Below are 18,901 nucleotides of genomic sequence, written 5' to 3'. Positions count from 1 at the left end.
CAGGATGCAGGCCGCCAAGGCAGCGTAAGTGGATAATTGTCCAACCTTCGGGGGGCATACCACTCCGCGTGGGAATGCAGGTCTCGACGCTCTGCGTCGCAAAGAGGACGCGGAGCGTCCGGAACGGCATGACGACGCGGAGCGTCGGCACGATAGCCAACATCGTCTTCGCGAACGAGTTCGCTCCTACGGCCTTCGGCCAGAATCAAAAGCGGACTTGTGCATAATGATGAGCGCTCTGCGTCACATTCCCTTAGCGTTCTGCGTTCTGTTTAAAGCAACGATAAATAAAATTCGCAATATTGGTGTGCAACCTCGCGCTATGCATACTGCGATTGCGTGTGGACAGCAAAGTGCCGTATTCAAAGGCTCATCCCTTCAAATAACGCACCCTGTAATCCCCTTGCAAAGGCTCGAAGCAGCCTGGGTCCGGATCACGTTCAGACCTCATAAAAATACTCGGCCGGATAACGGCCTCCATGACTTCATGGACTTTCCAACGCTGCCCTGGCGCCTCATCGCGCCGACCTGAAAAACAGAATAACGATTGATAAGGCCTGAAAAAGGCCATTCAGCAGGCAAGGGGATCATCATGCAAAACTCACACGCTGCAGTGTCGGGCGACAATCAGGCCGTTTCATCGACGGTGAAGCTGTATCTCTGGGCCGCCGTTATCCTGATCATTGCCGAGATGATCGGTGCCATCAGTATCCCGCTGGGCCCCGGCAAGGTGGTGCTGCTACCGATGGTGTGGGCGCTGCTGTTAGGCGCGATGGTCGGGATCGCCAGTCGCCGCCTGCCAGGCAGCATCGGTATCGATCACGGCATCCAGCTGCGCTCGGCCTCGATCCTGCAACCCGCCCTGCTGATTTTCATCGCCAAACTCGGTCTCGTCGTCGGCGGCTCGCTGCCGGTGGTGTTCGCCTCGGGATGGGCGCTGGTGTTTCAGGAGTTTGGCCACTTTGTCGGCACCGTGGTGCTCGGCCTGCCGGTCGCGCTGCTGCTGGGCATCAAGCGTGAGGCAATCGGCGCGACGTTCTCGGTTGGCCGCGAGCCCAGCCTGGCAATCATCGGCGAGCGCTACGGCATGGACTCCCCGGAAGGCCGCGGCGTACTGGCCGAGTACCTGACCGGCACCCTGTTCGGTGCGCTGTTCATTGCCATCGTTGCAGGCTTTATCGCCAGCCTGGGGATCTTCCATCCCAATTCGCTGGCGATGGGCTCGGGCATCGGCTCGGGCAGCATGATGGCTGCTGCAGCCGGAGCGATTGCCGCGCAGCAGACGCCGGAAGTTGCCAAGGAGGTCATGACGCTGGCGGCGGCATCAAACCTGATCACCACCACCATCGGCACTTACTTCACCCTGTTTATCTCCCTGCCACTGGCGGTGTGGGGCTATCGGGTGCTTGAGCCGCTGATCGGCCGCACCACCAAGGCGTCCATGACTGATGAAGGCCTGCGCCACAGCGATGTGTCACTGGAAGTTCCGGAACTGGGCTGGGCGGTCAAGATCAGTGCGTGGCTGGCAGCCGGTGCACTGGCGCTGATTGCCAACTATGTCGGCTACAAGACGCTGTCGGCCGATGCATTCACCGGCATGGGCATCATGATTTTCTGTGCCTTCGTCGGCGAAGCGCTGTGCAACCTGATCCGTCGCAAGATCCCGGCAGTGTGCATGGTGTCGCTGGTGGCGATGTTCCTGACTTCACCGGCCTGCCCCTGGGCGGCCGAGATTGCCCGGATGACCAGTTCGATCAACATGCTGGCGGTCATTACCCCGATGCTGACCTTTGCAGGCCTGTCGATTGCCAAGGACCTGCCAGCCTTCCGCCGTCTGGGCTGGCGAATTGTGCTGGTATCGTTCCTGGCCAACTTCGGCACCTTCATCGGCGCCGTGCTGATTGCCGAGATGTTTCATTGATTCTGGAGCGGGCTAGATCACCGCTTCGTTCACCAGCCAGTCATGCACGGCGCGGCGTGCCGGAGTAGAGAGCGCACCCTCACGATAGGCCAGGACGTATTTCTTCCTGGCCTTGATCGGATGCCCGAACGGCACGATCAGCAAGCCTTGCTCCAGCTCATCAGTAATCAGCGCTTTGCGGGCAATGGCCACGCCCATGCCCATGCGCGCGGCGTCGATGGTCAGGTGGTTGCGGTTGAAGGTGTGACCACGGCGCACGTCGATACCATCAGCGCCGATGGCGGTCAGATAAAACTCCCACTCAGCGTATTCGTAGCTGCCGCGCCAGGCAGTTATGTCATGCAGCAACGGAAAATGCACCAGCTGGCTGGGCGTATCGAGTGGCGGCTTGCCCACCAGCAGGCTTGGCGAACAGACCGCAAACAGCTCTTCTTCCAGCAACGGCGTGGTCGACAGCCCCGGATAGCTGCCGTCGTTCAGGTCGATGGCCAGATCGAAATCGTCATCGCGCAACGACCCGCTGCTGTCTTCGGCAATGATCCGCAACTGGATGTCCGGAAACGCTTCCTGCAAACGTGGCAGGCGTGGCATCAGCCATTTGCTGAGAAACGAAGGGATGCAGCGCAGCTTGAACACCCCGCCAATGCGTCCGGAATACAGCAGACGCAGCTCTTCGCTGATACGGCTCTGCACCTCGTTGGCGACCACCGCCAGACGCTGGCCTTCGGCGGTCAGCTCCAGCCCGCGCCCGACCCGGTGAAACAGCGCGAAGCCCAGGCGCTCTTCAAGCTGGCGCATCTGCTGGCTGATCGCGCCGGGAGTGACGTGCAGCTCTTCGGCGCACCGGGTGAAGGAAAGATGTCGGGCTGCGCAGGCGAACACCTGTAACCAGGCGTGCATCTGTGCGTTGAAGATTCTGCTCATTGAAGAGTTCCGCTAAAGCGTTGCATAGCAACAATCGTTTGTCGTTTCGACAGCCGAAGCCAAAGATGAGTAACAGAAAAAGGGGAATACCAAATTCCCGTGCATCATCTCACCTGAAGGACCTTCGTGATGGCTATCAGCGTCTTCGACATGTTCAAAATCGGCATCGGGCCGTCCAGTTCCCACACCGTCGGGCCAATGCGCGCCGGGGCACTGTTCGTGACCAAGCTGCGTAACCAGAACCGGTTGCACAGCGTAGAACGGATCGAGGTGCGATTGTACGGCTCTCTGTCGGCCACCGGCATCGGACACGGCAGCGATCGCGCAACCGTCATGGGCTTGATGGGCGAATGGCCGGACCAGATCGACCCTGGCCAGGTCAACCAGCGCATCGACGCGCTGCGTGCCGATAACCAGTTGATGCTGGCGGGCGAGCAGGCCATCACCTTCGTCTGGGAGCGGGACATGTGCCTGCTCAATGAAAACCTTCCCTATCACCCCAACGGCATGACGCTGTGCGCCTATGGGAAGACCGGTGAAGTTTACGAGCAAACCTACTATTCGGTGGGTGGCGGCTTTGTGATCGATGCCGAACAGGCAGCCAGCGGCGTGCTGGACAACGACACCACCGTCCTACCCTACGATTTTTTCAGTGGCGCGCAGCTGCTGAAGCTGTGCAAGACCCACGGCATGAGCATTTCCGAACTGATGATGGCCAACGAGAAGGTATGGCGCAGCGAGGAAGAAATTCGCGAGAAAATAATGGTCATCTGGGCCGCGATGCGCGCCTGCGTGGACAAGGGCCTGCTTGAAACCGGCATCCTGCCCGGCGGGTTGAACGTGCGCCGTCGCGCCTACCGCCTGCATCAGAGCCTGCAGAACCTCGATAACCCGAACGTGATCGGCTCGACCCTGAGCGCCATGGAGTGGGTCAACCTGTTCGCCCTGGCGGTCAACGAGGAAAACGCCGCGGGCGGGCGCATGGTGACTGCGCCCACCAACGGCGCGGCGGGTATCGTGCCTGCGGTGCTGCATTACTTCATGAAGTTCAAGCCTACGGCCAATGATGACGACGTGGTGCGTTTCTTCCTCAGCGCCGCTGCGGTCGGCATTCTGTGCAAGAAGAACGCGTCCATTTCCGGTGCCGAAGTGGGTTGTCAGGGCGAAGTAGGATCGGCCTGCGCAATGGCCGCCGCTGGCCTGGCGGAAATTCTCGGTGCCACGCCCGAACAGGTGGAAAACGCGGCCGAAATTGGTCTGGAACACAACCTGGGACTGACCTGCGACCCGGTCCGCGGGCTGGTGCAAATCCCTTGCATCGAGCGCAACGCGATTGCTGCCGTGAAAGCAATCAACGCTGCACAAATGGCGCTGCGCGGCGACGGCGAGCACTTCATCTCGCTGGACCACGCCATCCGCACCATGCGCGATACCGGCGCGGACATGCACGATAAATACAAGGAAACTTCACGCGGCGGGCTGGCAGTCAATCTGATCGAGTGCTGATCGGCGCAGGCGTTTACTGATTCAACAGTGCCGAGCCCGAATAGAATATCCCGCCCAGCGCGATCAGCAGCAAGGTCACGCTGGAGGCGACTTCGATCTTGCGCTTGTACTTCAAGGCCAGCTTCTGACGCATCAGGAAGATGTAGGCAAACAGGATCGACAGGTCAATGATGATCCACAGCAACGACAACAAGGCAATGCTGCCCTTGAACGATTCGGTGACGTGAATGAACTGCGGGAAAAACGAGACGAAGAAGATGATGTCCTTCGGATTGGAAATCCCCACCAGAAAACCGGTCACTAGCCCGCTGTGCCTGCTACGCGCAGGCAACGGCGCTGGCGCTGCTTCAGGCGGCGTCTGGGCGTAACGCAACGCCTGTTCCAGCGCCTGCATTGACAGATAGGCGATGAAGAAACAGCCCACCAGGCTGATCCAGTTGAGCATGCTTACGCTCACCGACAGCGTTCCCGTCAGAATCAATGCCGCGACCAACACCAACACCAGTGATGCCCAGTTGGTGCCCAGCGCCGTCAGCATCGCGCGTTTCGGCCCGCACGCCAGGCTGGTATTGACGACCAGTGCCACCACCGGACCAGGGGTGATGATCAGCATGAAGACGCTGAACATGTAGATCAGCAGCAACGATATATCCATGGGTACTCAACGCTCGTTCAAATGGTCAGTCTTGTCGACTTTGATATGCAGAGGACAACGGGACAGTGAAAGCCCGCTTTCTTCATACAGTTGGTATTGCTTCCATTCCAGGCTGCTACGGTCGCCGAAAAAACCCAGCGTGTCGGGTACCACGCCGTTGTTGTAATCGGCGATTCGCTGGCGAATCTTTTCCCTGACCTTGCGACCACTTTCCGTCTCGGCGCTTGCCACCTCGTCAAAGTTCTCCCGAGGGTTGACCACAAACACAATGTGCCCACCCAGCGAACGGCTTTTCATCGCGCTGTGACGGGGAAAGCTCATGTTGATGAACATCGGCAGTCCGGCGAAGTGATAGGTCCACTCGAACACTTCAGGGTCTGTGCAGGCTTTGGCCGGCCAGGGCGTTCGGTCACCGTCATGTAAATGCTGCAAGGTGGCCCACGCATAAGCCTGCTCTTCGGCCAAGGTGTTGAAATCGGTTTTCTCGAAAATGACAATCAACGGGTTGAACAGGCGATCTTCAAGTGGCGTGTCATTAACGAACTTTACGTACGCTTCCATGCCGTCACGTAGCGCTTGTTGCTCATTCTCACAGGGGATGAACAGCAGCAGACAGCTTCCGGACTTGTTGGCACGGCGGCCAAAAAGACAAGGAAAGCCCTTGTCACTCAGCACCTGCTCGAACTGCCTATAAGCCTGAACCCTCCAGCCCATTTCCAGGGCGGTGTCACTTTCCAGCAAATGTCTTACAACAGATTGGCGTAACAGCTTTTCGGACTTGGGCAGCATATTCCCTCACGCACGCAGCAGATAAGAACACCGCCTTATTGTTTGATTTTTACGACAGTGGACGAACCGGCGATTCTGACCGAAGACGCGTGCGCGGAAAAATGGAAAAAGGTGTAACCTACTATGACAAATAATCATGGTTAGTTATCACATGACTGAACGTATACATACCGCCTCTTTACGCGCTGAGAGCCTTTGAAGTCGCGGCTCGATCATGTTCATTTACGCGTGCTGCGCAGGAGCTCTCCCTTACCCAGAGTGCCATCAGTCGTCATATTCGTACCCTGGAAGAAACCCTTGGCTGTCGATTGTTCGAGCGCAATGGCCCGCGGCTTTCGCTCAGTGACGAGGGCCGGCGGCTGTCCAGTCAACTCAAGATCGGCTTCCGGATTATCGAGGACGCCTGCCAGCCATTCCGGGGTCAGGGCGCGAATCTGCGCCTCAAATCACCGTCCACCCTGACCATGCGCTGGCTGCTGCACGCGCTGGAGTCCTTCAAAAAGCCTGCGCCTGCCCTGCCGGTACAGCTCTCCAGCGTGTGGATGGACTTTGATAGCGTGGACTTCTATTCGGAGCCTTTCGACTGCGCGACTCTGCTGGGCAATGGCAACTTTGGTGCCGAGGTGGAAACCTGCAAGCTGTTCGATGAATGGCTGATTCCGATCTGCTCGGCAGACACGTTAGGCGACCAGCCGTGGGGAACAGAGAGGCTTCAGGCCGCTGAACTTATCCATCCATCCAGCGACCGCCGCGACTGGCGGCGCTGGCTGAGCCGGATGGACCTCTCTGGTCAGGTGACGTTGAGCAAAGGCAAGGTGTTCGACACCCTTGATCAGGGCATTACCGCTGCAGTCAGAGGGCACGGTGTGTCGATTGGCGATCTGTTTCTGGTCGCTGATGACCTGAACGAAGGTCAGGTCTTTCTGCCGTTCAACTCGGCGGTTGGCACCGGAGATGCCTATTACCTGGTCTGGCTGCAGGACAGCTTCAAGCGCCAGCGAGTACTGGAACTGCGCGACCACCTGCTGACCTGCCTGCCGGACATATCCGGTATTGCAGTGGAGTTGCTCGCGGCACCTTGAAGGAGTCCGTTCCCGGTGGGAGTGAGCTTGCTCAAGAAGAAGCCGGACAACCCCATAAAAAGGGCGTCTGGACCATTGCCTTCGTGAGCAAGCTCACTCCTACGGCATAGTATGCAAGCCATTCAACTCAGCGGCAGACACTGCTCCACCAGCGATGTCCAGACCGCCACACCCGGTTCGATCACCTGGTCGTTGAAGTCGTAATACGGGTTATGCAACGCCGCCGACGGTTTCTCGCCATCGACGCCCATCCAGATGTACGCACCCGGGCAGGCATGCAGCATGAAGGCGAAGTCTTCGGAGGCCATCGACGGGTTGCAGCCCCACTGCACGTTGTTCTCCCCCACCGCGGCGACCGCTGCGCGGCGGATCGTAGCAGCAGCATCGACGTGGTTTTCAGTCACCGGATACCCCACGTTGTAGACCAGTTCGCCACGCACCCCGAAGGCCGTCGGCAAACGCTCGACGAACTCGCCGATCAGTTGCTGAACCTTCTCGCGCACCGGCGTTTGCAAACAACGCACCGTGCCGCGCAAAACTGCGGTTTCCGGGATGACGTTGATTGCTTCACCGGCGTTGAACTGGGTGATGCTGACCACCGCAGAATCCAGTGGCGACAGACGACGGGAAACGATGGTCTGCAGCCCCAGCACCAGTTCGGCAGCCGCCACAATCGGGTCATTGCCCTTGTCCGGCATGGCCGCATGGCTGCCCTTGCCAGTCAGGGTGATTTCGAAGGTGTCCAGCGATGCCATCATCGGCCCTGGATTGATCACCACCTTGCCAGCAGGCACGCCCGGCCAGTTGTGCAAACCGTAGATCGCTTCCATCGGAAAGCGCTCGAACAGACCGTCTTCGATCATCCGTTGCGCGCCGCCGAGGTTTTCCTCGGCAGGCTGAAAGACAAAATGCACTGTGCCAGCAAACCGGCGGGGTTCCGACAGGTGCCGGGCGGTGGCCAGCAGAATTGCCGTATGGCCATCGTGTCCGCAGGCATGCATGCAGCCCTTATGGGCCGACTTGTGCACGCTGTCGCCCAGCTCCTGAATAGGCAGAGCGTCCATGTCGGCACGAATGCCGATGGTCGGGCCGTCGCCATTGCGCAGGGTGCCGACCACGCCAGTACCGCCCAGACCGCGGTGCACCTGAATGCCGAAGCTACTCAGCAGATCAGCCACCTTGTCCGAGGTTTTCAGCTCCTGAAACCCCAGCTCCGGCGCAGCGTGGATCGTGCGGCGCCAGACAGTTGCTTCGTCGATCAGTGTCTTTGAAATAGGCATGTACTTACTCCAGACTCGCGCCGTAGCCAAAACTGGCGGCAGGCTTGGCGGCGGTTTCGACCCAGACGCTTTTCACTTCGCTGTACTCGCGCAGCGCATCCAGACCCGAAGAACGGCCATAACCACTTTCACCATAGCCGCCAAACGGCGAGCTGACGTGAATCGTCTTGTAACCGTTGACCCAGAAGGTCCCCGCTCGCACTTGCTTTGCAACGCGGTGAGCGCGGCCGACATCGCGGGTCCAGACACCACCGGCCAGACCGAAACGGCTGTCGTTGGCGATGCGGATAGCGTCTTCTTCATCCTTGAACGGAATCGCTACCACCACCGGGCCGAAGATTTCTTCCTGCGCACAATGCAGCTCGTTGGTGCCCGCCAACACCGTCGGGTTGACGTAATAACCCGGCTTGTTCGGGATCGGATCAGCCTGCTCGCCAATCAGTCTTGCGCCGTCTTTCAATGCGCGCTCGACCATGCTCTTCACGTGGTTGTACTGCTTGGCATTGTTGATCGGGCCGATCTGGGTGTCCGGGTCGCCGGGGTCGCCGACCTTGAACTGAGTCGCCGCCACCGCCAGCGCTTTGGTGAACTTCTCGAAAATCGATTCCTGCACCAGCAGCCGTGAGCCGGAGACACAACTTTGCCCGGCACCGGAGAAAATCGCCGCCTGAGCGCCACGCAAGGCCACTTCCAGATCCGCATCGTCGAATACGATGTTGGCTGACTTGCCACCCAGCTCCAGCACCGCGGGAATACAGCGCTGCGCCGCAGCCACGGCGATATGCCGACCGGTCGCTGGCGAGCCGACGAACACCACTTTGCGGAGGTCAGCCTTGGCAATGAACGCCTGGCCGATGGAATGGCCGAAACCGGCAATCACGTTGACCAGCCCTTTCGGTACTCCCGCGCGCTCAATCAGCACACCGACCATCAAAGAGCTCAGCGGCGTCAGTTCCGACGGTTTGAGGATGACTGCGTTACCCGCCGCAATCGCCGGGGCGATCTGCCAGCCGCAGGTGAAGATCGGCGCGTTCCACGGGGTGATCTGCAACACCGTGCCCAGCGGTTCGTAGGTCACGTAGTTGAGGTGGGTGGTCGGCACCGGGATGATTTCGCCATGCAGCTTGTCTGCCCAGCCGGCGTAATACTCGAACATCTCGGCTACCTTGAGCACTTCAACGCGGGCATCGCGGATCGGCTTGTTGGCGGTCAGGGATTCGATCTGCGCAAGATGTTCCAGTTCTTCACGAATCAGATTGCCTACCTGGTACATGGCGCGACCCCGCGCCTGAGCGGTCAGCGCCCACCATTGCTGCTGCGCAGCCTTGGCCGCCTTGTCGGCGATGTCGACCAACGACTCGTCAGCGTCCGGAAAGCTCAGCAACAGGCTGTCGTCATGGGCATTGCGCACTTCAACCGGCGCGCCGTGGCCTTCGATGAACTGGCCGCCGACGTAGCTGGCGATGACACTGCGATCGCCCCAGTAAGGACGCATCAGTTCGAGGATTTTTGCAGTGCTCATCGCTTATTCTCCATGACCGTAAAGTTTGCCATCGGTGCGTTGCACGATGGCGCAGAAGTCTTCGTTGTCCGCAAGGGTTTCGCTGCTGGCCTGCCACAATTGCGCGACGACCCGCGACAGCGGCAGGTCCATGCCCAGGCTGTCCGCCAGATCGCTGGCCAGGCCGACGTCCTTGCGCATCAGGCCCATGGTGAAACCCGAGTCATAGGCCTTGTTGAGTACCCAGGTCGGGAACATCACTTGCGTGGCACCGCTGCGTCCGGAACCGGCATTCAGGCCCTGCAGAAGTTTTTCCGGATCGACACCTGCACGCGCGGCCATCGCCACGGCTTCGGCAGTGCTGATCAGGTGGCAGGCGGCGAGCATGTTGTTGGCGATCTTGGCCACATTGCCTGCGCCGCACTGGCCGACGTGCACGCGTGTGCTGCTCATTCCTTCCAAAATCGGCATGGCGCGCGCAAGATCGGCATCTTCAGCGCCGATGACCATCGACATGGTGCCGGTGGCTGCGCCTTTCGGGCCGCCCGAGACAGGTGCATCGATAAAGGCAATGCCGGTTTTGGCCAGTTCGGCGGCGACCTTACGGCTCATTTCCGGTGTTGATGTGGTGGTATCGACCACGATCAAGCCCTTGCGACCGAACTCGCTGATGCCACCCGCACCAAGGCACACCGACTCCACATGCTCGGCCTTGGGCAGCGACAGGATCAGAATGTCCACGCCTTGAATCAGTTGCTTGCGGTCGGCAACCGGCTTGACGCCTTTGCTTTCAGCCTGGGCCAGCGCAGCCTGCGACAGGTCGAAGCCGCTGACATCAAAGCCCTTGCCCGCCAGCGTGGCAGCCATGCCGCCGCCCATGTTGCCCAATCCGATCACACCTGCTTTCAAAGTCATGTCTGCATCCCGGTCAAAGGTTTTGTACGAATTCGAGAACGACGCTGCGAGCCTTGTCGGCGAGCAATGTGCTGATGATCCGAGTATGGACAGCGCTCTCACCTCTCAGCAATAATCCTCAAATCGAATTTATGTTGCCTTTAGCGCAACACAGAGCCTCTACAGGAGCCTTATGAGCCTGGTGCAAGATCGACGCATCCTGTATTTCTTCGAAGCCGTGCGGCTGGGCAGCGTCAGGGCTGCCGCCGACTTCCTCAACGTCGCGCCCTCGGCGGTCAGCCGCCAGATCGCGCAACTGGAACAGGAGCTCGGCTCGCCATTGCTCGAGCGCCATCGCCGAGGGGTCAAACCCACTGAAGCAGGCGACAAGGTGCTGGCCTACTACCGCCAGCGACTGACGCAGCAGGAGGTCCTGCTGGATTCGATTCAGGCCCTGAAAGGCCTGCACAGCGGCTCTGTGACATTGGTGTCCGGAGAAGGTTTTCTTGAAAGCCTCGCCCAGCCGCTGGCCCGGTTTTCCGAGCTGTACCCGCGCATCGAACTGCTCGTGAACGTTTGTGGCAGCAACGAGGTGATTCGCCAGGTGGTGGAGGACGAAGCGCATATCGGCCTGGTCTTCAACCCCGCTGCCGACCCGAAAATCCGCTCTCACGCCCATCAACGCAAGCCAGTGTGCGTGATCACCGCACCCGATCATCCGCTGACGCAAGAGCAGGCTCCGATAGAGCTGCGGGCACTGGAACACTACCGTGTCGCGCTGCCTGCTGTGTCTTACGGCATTCGCCAGATTCTTCTGCAGGCCGAACATCAACTGGGTATTACAGTGCAGCCGACACTGACCTGCAGCACCTTCGCCATGCTCAAGCATTTCGCCATGCAGGGTGGCGTCACGCTGTTGCCGACCTTTGTTGTGGAGGAGGAGATAAAGGCCGGAAAACTGCGCGCCCTGCCCTTGCAGCATGAGGTGTTCAGCAGCCCGCAGACGCATTTGATCAGCCGTCTGGGCCGGCAGCTCAGCGTCGGTGCCAACCGCCTGATGGGCATGCTGTTGCAGGACATGACGGCGTTTCGCAATTGACCTACCGTTAGTCCCGCTTCGACCAATCGCGCTGAACCAACAACATCCTCATGGTTCATCTTCAGTACGGATCAGAACTTCTGCTGCCATCGAGGATTAATCATGAGAGCTTTGACTTACCACGGCGCGAACAGTGTGAAGGTCGACACAGTGCCGGACCCGGAAATACAAGAAGCTGACGACATCATTTTGAAAGTCACCGCGACCGCAATCTGCGGCTCTGATCTGCACTTGTATCGCGGCAAGATACCCACGGTGGAACATGGCGACATATTCGGCCATGAGTTCATGGGCATTGTCGAAGAGACTGGCCCGGCGGTCACCGCTGTGCAGAAAGGTGATCGTGTAGTGATCCCTTTTGTGATTGCTTGCGGCAGCTGCTTTTTCTGCAACATCGACCTGTTCGCAGCCTGTGAAACCACCAACACCGGGCGCGGCGCGATCATCAACAAAAAGTCCATTCCGCCAGGGGCAGCACTGTTCGGTTTCAGTCATCTGTATGGCGGCATTCCCGGCGGTCAGGCTGAGTACGTGCGCGTGCCAAAGGCCAATGTCGGCCCGTTCAAAGTGCCGGGCACACTGGCTGACGAGAAGGTTCTATTCCTTTCCGACATCTTGCCCACTGCCTGGCAGGCGGTAACCAATGCGGGCATCGGCCAGGGTTCGAGCGTTGCCATCTATGGCGCTGGTCCAGTGGGTCTGATGAGCGCCGCATGCGCGAGAATGCTCGGCGCCGAGAAGATATTCATGGTCGATCACCATCCGTATCGCCTGACCTATGCGCAGAAAACCTATGGTGTGATCCCGATCAATTTCGATGACGACGATGACCCGGCCGACACCATCATCCGTCAGACAGCTGGCATGCGCGGCGTGGACGGTGTGGTCGATGCAGTCGGTTTCGAAGCCAAGGGCAGCACCACCGAAACCATTCTGGCTACGCTGAAACTGGAAGGCAGCAGTGGCAAGGCATTGCGTCAGTGCATCGCAGCGGTAAGGCGTGGCGGCGTAGTGAGCGTACCGGGCGTTTACGCAGGGTTTATCCACGGTTTCATGTTCGGCGATGCGTTCGACAAGGGCCTGACGTTCAAGATGGGCCAGACCCATGTCCATCGCTTCATGCCTGAACTGCTCGAGCAAATCGAAGCCGGACGACTCGAACCGGAAGCCATCATCACCCACCGCATGTCGCTGGAAGATGCTGCGAAAGGTTACAAGCTGTTCGACAAGAAGGAAGAGGATTGCCGCAAGGTGATTCTGACTCCGGGCAACAACACCATTGTGGTGCCAGACGCCACGACAGAAGCGCTGGTTGCGGGTGGCGTGCAGGCCATGTAAGGCGCACCCTTGGTGCTCAAGATCGGACGCAGAGCGTCCAGAAGTGCGCTACCACGCGGCGCGTGGGAGCGATCGCCACACGCTCCGTCGCTAGAGAATGCGGAGCGTCCAGAAGATAGTGGTCGTTGAGACTATCGTTCCCTACGCTCCAGCGTGGGAATGCCGTTCTGGACGCTCTGCGTCCGATTTTTGTGCCGCGGAGCATCACCCAAAGCGTGTGTCAGTACATTTGCGGACGCACATTTTATCGGCTCAGGTAGGCAAATCGCCCTTTGAACGGTTTGCCGATGGGGTCGGCAAGGTCGCCGTGCTTGCTGGTACTCAGCCCAAGGTCCACCAGCGACTCTGCCAGTTTCACCGCCGCCGCCACGCCGTCGATCACCGGCAGACCAATCGCTTCACTCAATTGCCTGCCCAAATCCGCCATCCCGCCGCAGCCCAGTACAATGGCACCTGCCCCCTCTTCATCGCGCGCACGCCGAGCCTGTTCGGCCATGCACTCGATCAGTTCGGGCCCGCTCTCTTCCAGCGCCAGTACGGGTAGATCGATACAACGTACCGAGGTGCACAGTTCGCTGAAGCCATAGCGCTGCAACAGGTGCTCGGCGATGATCCGCGTTCGGGTCAGCGTGGTGACCACTGCGAAGCGGGTGGAAATCAGACTGGCCATATGGAAAGCCGCTTCGGCAATGCCGATAACAGGTGCGCTGGCGTACTCGCGGGCTGCCAGCAGGCCAGGATCGCCGAAACAGGCGATGATGTGCGCGTCGACCTGTTGCTCACGGCCTTTGCGTATCTCTTCCAGCACGCCAAGGGTCGCTATCGCTTCGTCAAAATGGCCTTCGATAGACACCGGGCCATCATCGGGACTGCACGCAAGAATCTGCGTACCGGGGCGTGCAATGGCTTGCGCCGCGAGGCCAATCTTGTGGGTCATGGCTTCGCTGGTGTTGGGGTTGATCACTTGAATACGCACCGGAACTCCTTCAGCGCCGTTTGAAAATGCTATGAAAATCTACTGTCTCGCTCACCGGTGCATCTACATTCAGGCTGGCGCGGATACGGCGCAGATGCTCGGCCATCCACTCGCGGGCCTGTTCGCCCTGCCCGGCTTCGAGCAAGGTCAGCAAGTCAACGTGCTGACCACAATCACAGCCGACGCTGCGCCGCGAACCGTACACCGCCACGATCAGCGAAGAACGCGTAGTGAGCTGCGCGACTTGCTCGGTCAATACCTGATTGCCCGCCAACGCGCTCAATTGCACATGAAATCTGGCCGACAACTGAATAGCTTCGCTGTGACGCCCGGCGTGTTGCGCCTCATGTTCCTGTTCACAGAGCGCACGCAGTGATTCCAGACGCTGACCGCCTGCCCGTGCGGCGATATCGGCCATCAGCGCGGGTTCGATCAACTGCCTGGCACCCAGCACATCCTGCGCTTCCTGCGCCGACGGTTGCGCGACCTCTGCGCCGCGCTTAAGACGCAAGGTCACCAGCCGTTCCAGGGCCAGGCGCTGCAAGACCTTGCGAATGCCGGTCCGGCTGATCTCGAACACTTCAGCCAATGCGTCCTCGGGCAAACGCGTGCCTGGCGCAAGCCGGTGCTCGACGATTGCTTCCAGTACGTGCTGATAAATTTGCTCGTCGCGGCCTTTTTCATCGGCAGCGGGCGTCAGGAACAAGGGAGCGCTGGCAGGTCGAGTCATGGTTTCAGATCACTTTTTCGGTACAGATCGTATACAGGAATAGTGCCCGATGTACCACTTCATGAATAGCGCTATCTAAGCCGCCAAGCAACGCCTATGGGCTGGGCAGCCTGCAAAATCGCACCGAAAATGGGCCATTGCGCTCCGTTAGTGTGCGCTTTAAGCGCTATGACGGACGTGCCCACTGTGCTGACTTTTCTGGACTGGAACGCCAGCTGGCATAGCGCGCATTGACTTTTTGCCTATGAAAAAACGTATGGCACATATTTTGCGTACACGATCGTATACAAAAATATCATCGATCGTACCCCGATCCCGCCACGATCCATCGAGGGAGTAACGCTATGACAGACCAACGCCCGGCCGGATACAGCCCGCGCCTGCACAACCATGATCTGGGGCCGGTGCAGCAGAAGTGGACCTGGTACAACATTCTGGCGTTCTGGATGAGCGACGTGCACAGCGTCGGCGGTTACGTTTTCGCCGCCAGCCTCTTCGCGCTCGGCCTGGCCAGCTGGCAAGTGTTGATTGCGCTGCTGGTGGGCATCTGCATCATTCAGGTGATTGCCAATCTGGTCGCCAAACCCAGCCAGCAAGCCGCCGTGCCCTACCCGGTCATCTGCCGCCTGGCCTTCGGGGTATTCGGTGCCAACATTCCTGCAATCATCCGCGGGCTGATTGCAGTGGCGTGGTACGGCATTCAAACCTATCTGGCGTCCAGCGCACTGGTGATCGTGGTTTTGCGTTTCTTCCCGGAACTGGCTGCGTATCAGAACCCGACCTTTCTCGGGTTGTCGTGGCTTGGCTGGTTCGGTTTTCTGGCGTTGTGGGTGGTCCAGGCTGCTGTATTCTGGACCGGCATGGAATCGATCAAGCGCTTCATCGACTGGGCCGGTCCTGCCGTTTACGCGGTGATGTTCGCGCTGGCAGGCTGGATTGTCTGGCGCGCCGGTTGGGATAACATCAGTTTCACCCTGGCTGAAAAAGAGTTATCCGGCTGGGCGGCGTTCGGGCAGGTGGTCATGGCCATCGCGCTGGTGGTCTCATACTTCTCCGGCCCGACGCTGAACTTCGGTGATTTCAGCCGCTATTGCCGCAGCATGGCCGACGTGCGCCGCGGCAATTTCTGGGGCTTGCCGGTGAACTTTCTGGCGTTCTCGCTGGTGACGCTGGTGATTGTCTCGGGCACGCTGCCGATTTTCGGTGAAATGATCCACGACCCTATTGCCACCGTAGCGCGTATCGATAACACCACCGCCGTGCTGCTCGGCGCATTTACTTTCGTGACCGCCACTGTCGGCATCAACATCGTCGCCAACTTCGTTTCCCCGGCCTTCGACTTTGCCAACGTGGCCCCCAGCCGCATCAGCTGGCGTGCAGGCGGCATGATTGCTGCCGTAGCTTCGATCTTTATCACGCCCTGGAACCTGTTCAACAACCCTGAAGTGATCCATTACACCCTGGACGTGCTCGCGGCCTGCATCGGCCCACTGTTCGGCATCCTGCTGGTGGATTACTACCTGATCAAGAAGCAGCAGATTGATGTCGACGCCCTGTTCAATGACACGCCAAGCGGTCGTTACTGGTACACCAATGGCGTGAACTGGATTGCGGTCAAAGCGCTAGTGCTGACGGCGCTGGTGGGCCTGTGCTTTACCTTTGTCGAGTGGTTCAAGCCCATTGCCAACTTTGCGTGGTTCACCGGGTGCATCCTGGGTGGCGCGCTGTTTTATGTGATGACCCGCTGGTCGCCCGTGCAGACTGCCAACCTGCCTGCGCCTGTCGGCCAGAACTAAGAGCTACTGCAGAGGCGCTGGCACCTGACCGGGACCAGCGCCTGCACGTTACACAAACACCGGTCGCCTCGCGAAATCAGCGCTTTCAGCTGGCTCGGCAAGCCCGATATGACCTGAAAGCACTGCCCAGACTGCCTCCGTAGAAAATACTGCACTTATCAGATGATATTAATTTAATATCACTCTCAGACCAAACCCATGGAATGATGGAGTGTCACTGATCGCCTGTAAGGCCTGGGGCACAAAATAGAATAAAATTTGTACAACTTTCAGGCCGCTGCGCTGCCCTATGACTGAGTCTTTGTGAACCAGGCGTTCAAGTGGGTCGATAGTGATGAGCAATGATGTTTCCGGCGGCATGCCATTCGCCCCCCAGCCACTCCCGCCTTCAGAGCAGGAAGCGGTCGAGCAGCTACAACTCGCCCTTGATTCAGGGGCAGTTGTCGGCACTTGGGTGTGGGACATCATTGCCGATCAGTTGACCGGCGATGAGTGTTTTGCCCGGACCTTCGGCTTGTGCCCGAAGCTGTGCGCCAAAGGCTTGCCACTGGAGCTGGTGATAGCTTCTATTCATCCCGACGATTCGGCCAGAGTCGACAAGTCAATCGAGGACGCGCTTCAGAACAGCGAAACCTACCGATGCGAATACCGGGTTCTGCATGAAGACGGCCTTTATCGCTGGGTTGAAGCCAGCGGAAAAATCGAGCGTGATAGTCGCGGCAAGCCTGTTCGCAGTCCGGGCGTATTGCTTGATATAGACAGCCGTCGCATGGCTGAAGACGAGCGCGACCGGCTCAACGAGTTGCTGACGATATTCACGGCTGCCGTTCCGGGCGTTGTCTACGCCAAGGATCTCGAAGGTCGCATGCTGGTCGCCAATCGTGGCACCGCTGAACTGATCGGCAAGCCGCCCGAGTTTTTCATCGGCAAGACGGACCTGGAGTTTCTGGATGATCAGCAACAGGCACGGGTGCTCATGGAAACCGACCGGCGGATCATGCAGAACAATGTCAGCGAACAGATCGAAGAACAGGTCAACCTGCCTGACGGCTCTGCAGCGACGTGGCTCTCGACCAAAGCGCCCTTGCTCGATGAAAACGGCGAGGTGATCGGTCTGATCGGCTCATCTGTTGATGTCACCGCCAGAAAAAAAGCCGAAGAAGCGGTCAGAGAACTCAATCAGACACTCGAACAGCGCATCGAACAAGCCGTTTTCGAACGTGAGCAGATCGAAGACGCCCTGCGCCATTCCCAGAAGATGGACGCCGTCGGACAACTGACAGGCGGCATCGCACATGACTTCAACAACCTGCTGGCCGGCATTTCCGGCAGCCTTGAACTGATCACCAAACGACTGGCTCAAGGCCGTGTCGGTGATGTAGACCGGTACGTGTCGGTCGCTCAGGGCGCAGTACGGCGCGCGGCTTCGCTGACTCACCGGCTGCTGGCGTTTTCGCGGCGTCAGAACCTGTCCCCGAGAGTCACCAACGTCAACGTGTTGATTCAGGACATGGAAGAACTTATTGCACGCACGGTCGGCCCGGAGATAGATATAAAAGTCGTCGCCCACGATGACTTGTGGCCTGCACTGATCGATCATGCCCAGTTGGAAAGTTCGCTGCTGAACCTGTGCCTGAACGCCCGTGACGCAATGCCCAGTGGCGGGCGCATCGTCATCGAAACAGCCAATGCGTCCATTGAAGAATGTACCGACCCTGACCACGGCATTCCTGCCGGCGAGCACTTGAGCATCCGCGTCACAGATACTGGCATGGGGATGAGCCCGGACACCGTCGCCAAGGCGTTTGAACCGTTCTTCACCACCAAACCCATTGGCGCCGGGACCGGCCTGGGCCTGTCGATGGTCTACGGTTTTGTGCGCCAGTCCGGCGGTCAGATCCGCGTCGAGTCGGTTGAAGGTCATGGCACCAGCGTAGTCATGCACCTGCCACGGCATATTGCTGAAAATGCTCCACGCGCTGCCGAGCCCGAAATAACCGAAGAGCCAGCGCAGCACACCGGCGAAACCGTTCTGATCGTTGATGACGAGCCGTCGGTCAGAATGCATGTCGCCGAGGTGATCACCGGCCTGGGCTACAACTGCCTGGAAGCAGGCGACGCTCAGTCAGGTTTGCAGATCCTGCAGTCAGATACCCGCATCGACCTGCTCATCAGTGACATCGGTTTGCCGGGCGGCATGAACGGCCGGGAAATGGCTGACGCTGCGGGCGACTGCCGACCGGGGCTGCCGACCCTGTTCATCACTGGCTACGCCAAGACTTCAGTGCTGGACGACTGCCACCTGCGGCCCTGCACACAAGTTTTGACCAAACCGTTCGGGCTGGATGCTCTCGCCGGGCGAGTGACAGGCCTGATCGGCGCGGATGCAGCCACTCGCTGCTATTGATAG

The 18,901-nt window shown here is 59.1% G+C and carries 15 protein-coding genes; 7 read left to right on the top strand and 8 right to left on the bottom strand.

Translation table 11 applies throughout. From position 1 onward, the window contains the following. Positions 1-592: 592 nt before the first annotated feature. Positions 593-1,921 carry a DUF3100 domain-containing protein gene (locus AO277_RS19990; protein WP_044318651.1) on the top strand — a complete coding sequence of 443 codons (1,329 nt, stop codon included), beginning with the start codon at positions 593-595 and terminating at the stop codon, positions 1,919-1,921. A gap of 12 nt (positions 1,922-1,933) precedes the next feature. On the opposite strand, the gene AO277_RS19985 is transcribed toward AO277_RS19990, so the two are convergent. Then, complete coding sequence (locus AO277_RS19985) at positions 1,934-2,845, bottom strand: LysR substrate-binding domain-containing protein (RefSeq protein WP_002554369.1); 912 nt, start codon at positions 2,843-2,845, stop codon at positions 1,934-1,936. Between the two features lie 129 nt (positions 2,846-2,974). On the opposite strand from AO277_RS19985, the gene AO277_RS19980 reads away from it, so the two are divergent. Continuing rightward, the gene (locus AO277_RS19980) at positions 2,975-4,351 is read left to right on the top strand and encodes an L-serine ammonia-lyase (protein ID WP_044318652.1); all 1,377 of its coding nucleotides are present in this window, start codon (positions 2,975-2,977) and stop codon (positions 4,349-4,351) included. Between the two features lie 13 nt (positions 4,352-4,364). Here the strand turns inward: AO277_RS19980 and AO277_RS19975 are convergent, their stop codons facing one another. Both AO277_RS19975 and AO277_RS19970 read right to left on the bottom strand, forming a co-directional pair. Beyond that, entirely contained in the window at positions 4,365-5,006 is a 642-nt protein-coding gene (locus AO277_RS19975; protein WP_002554371.1) for a LysE family translocator, read from the bottom strand. A gap of 6 nt (positions 5,007-5,012) precedes the next feature. Continuing rightward, complete coding sequence (locus tag AO277_RS19970; RefSeq protein ID WP_044318653.1) at positions 5,013-5,795, bottom strand: YqcI/YcgG family protein; 783 nt, start codon at positions 5,793-5,795, stop codon at positions 5,013-5,015. Between the two features lie 155 nt (positions 5,796-5,950). Between AO277_RS19970 and AO277_RS19965 the strand changes: the two genes are divergently transcribed. Continuing rightward, a complete protein-coding gene (locus tag AO277_RS19965) occupies positions 5,951-6,877 on the top strand; it encodes a LysR family transcriptional regulator (protein WP_080899238.1) in 927 nt (308 codons plus the stop codon). 122 nt (positions 6,878-6,999) lie between these two features. Here AO277_RS19965 and AO277_RS19960 read toward each other — a convergent pair whose 3' ends face one another. Genes AO277_RS19960 through AO277_RS19950 form a run of 3 tightly spaced genes read right to left on the bottom strand, consistent with a single transcriptional unit; the run spans position 7,000 to position 10,573 of the window. Then, on the bottom strand, positions 7,000-8,157 hold the full coding sequence (locus tag AO277_RS19960) for a M20 aminoacylase family protein (protein ID WP_044318655.1): 1,158 nt from the start codon (positions 8,155-8,157) through the stop codon (positions 7,000-7,002). 4 nt (positions 8,158-8,161) lie between these two features. After that, on the bottom strand, positions 8,162-9,679 hold the full coding sequence (locus AO277_RS19955) for an aldehyde dehydrogenase family protein (RefSeq protein WP_044318656.1): 1,518 nt from the start codon (positions 9,677-9,679) through the stop codon (positions 8,162-8,164). A 3-nt stretch (positions 9,680-9,682) separates the two neighbouring features. Then, on the bottom strand, positions 9,683-10,573 hold the full coding sequence (locus AO277_RS19950) for an NAD(P)-dependent oxidoreductase (protein WP_044318657.1): 891 nt from the start codon (positions 10,571-10,573) through the stop codon (positions 9,683-9,685). 172 nt (positions 10,574-10,745) lie between these two features. On the opposite strand from AO277_RS19950, the gene AO277_RS19945 reads away from it, so the two are divergent. Continuing rightward, positions 10,746-11,651: a LysR family transcriptional regulator gene (locus tag AO277_RS19945; RefSeq protein WP_002554377.1), complete on the top strand. Its 906-nt coding sequence runs from the start codon at positions 10,746-10,748 to the stop codon at positions 11,649-11,651. A gap of 102 nt (positions 11,652-11,753) precedes the next feature. Next, positions 11,754-12,989, top strand: coding sequence for a zinc-dependent alcohol dehydrogenase (locus AO277_RS19940; RefSeq protein ID WP_044318658.1), 1,236 nt, complete (start codon positions 11,754-11,756; stop codon positions 12,987-12,989). A 244-nt stretch (positions 12,990-13,233) separates the two neighbouring features. On the opposite strand, the gene AO277_RS19935 is transcribed toward AO277_RS19940, so the two are convergent. Further along, complete coding sequence (locus AO277_RS19935) at positions 13,234-13,965, bottom strand: aspartate/glutamate racemase family protein (RefSeq protein ID WP_002554379.1); 732 nt, start codon at positions 13,963-13,965, stop codon at positions 13,234-13,236. A gap of 10 nt (positions 13,966-13,975) precedes the next feature. Then, positions 13,976-14,695, bottom strand: coding sequence for a GntR family transcriptional regulator (locus tag AO277_RS19930; protein WP_044318659.1), 720 nt, complete (start codon positions 14,693-14,695; stop codon positions 13,976-13,978). 344 nt (positions 14,696-15,039) lie between these two features. Here AO277_RS19930 and AO277_RS19925 point away from each other — a divergent pair, with 344 nt between their 5' ends. Both AO277_RS19925 and AO277_RS19920 read left to right on the top strand, forming a co-directional pair. After that, positions 15,040-16,491 (top strand): NCS1 family nucleobase:cation symporter-1, encoded by a 1,452-nt coding sequence (locus AO277_RS19925; RefSeq protein ID WP_044318660.1) that lies wholly within the window; start codon positions 15,040-15,042, stop codon positions 16,489-16,491. A 334-nt stretch (positions 16,492-16,825) separates the two neighbouring features. Continuing rightward, a complete protein-coding gene (locus AO277_RS19920) occupies positions 16,826-18,898 on the top strand; it encodes a hybrid sensor histidine kinase/response regulator (RefSeq protein ID WP_044318661.1) in 2,073 nt (690 codons plus the stop codon). The last annotated feature ends 3 nt before the right edge of the window (positions 18,899-18,901 follow it).

This window comes from Pseudomonas amygdali (assembly GCF_002699855.1).
GTDB lineage: Bacteria > Pseudomonadota > Gammaproteobacteria > Pseudomonadales > Pseudomonadaceae > Aquipseudomonas > Aquipseudomonas amygdali.
Note: the sequence above shows the minus strand (reverse complement) of the source record. Positions and strands in the feature narration are given on the sequence as shown.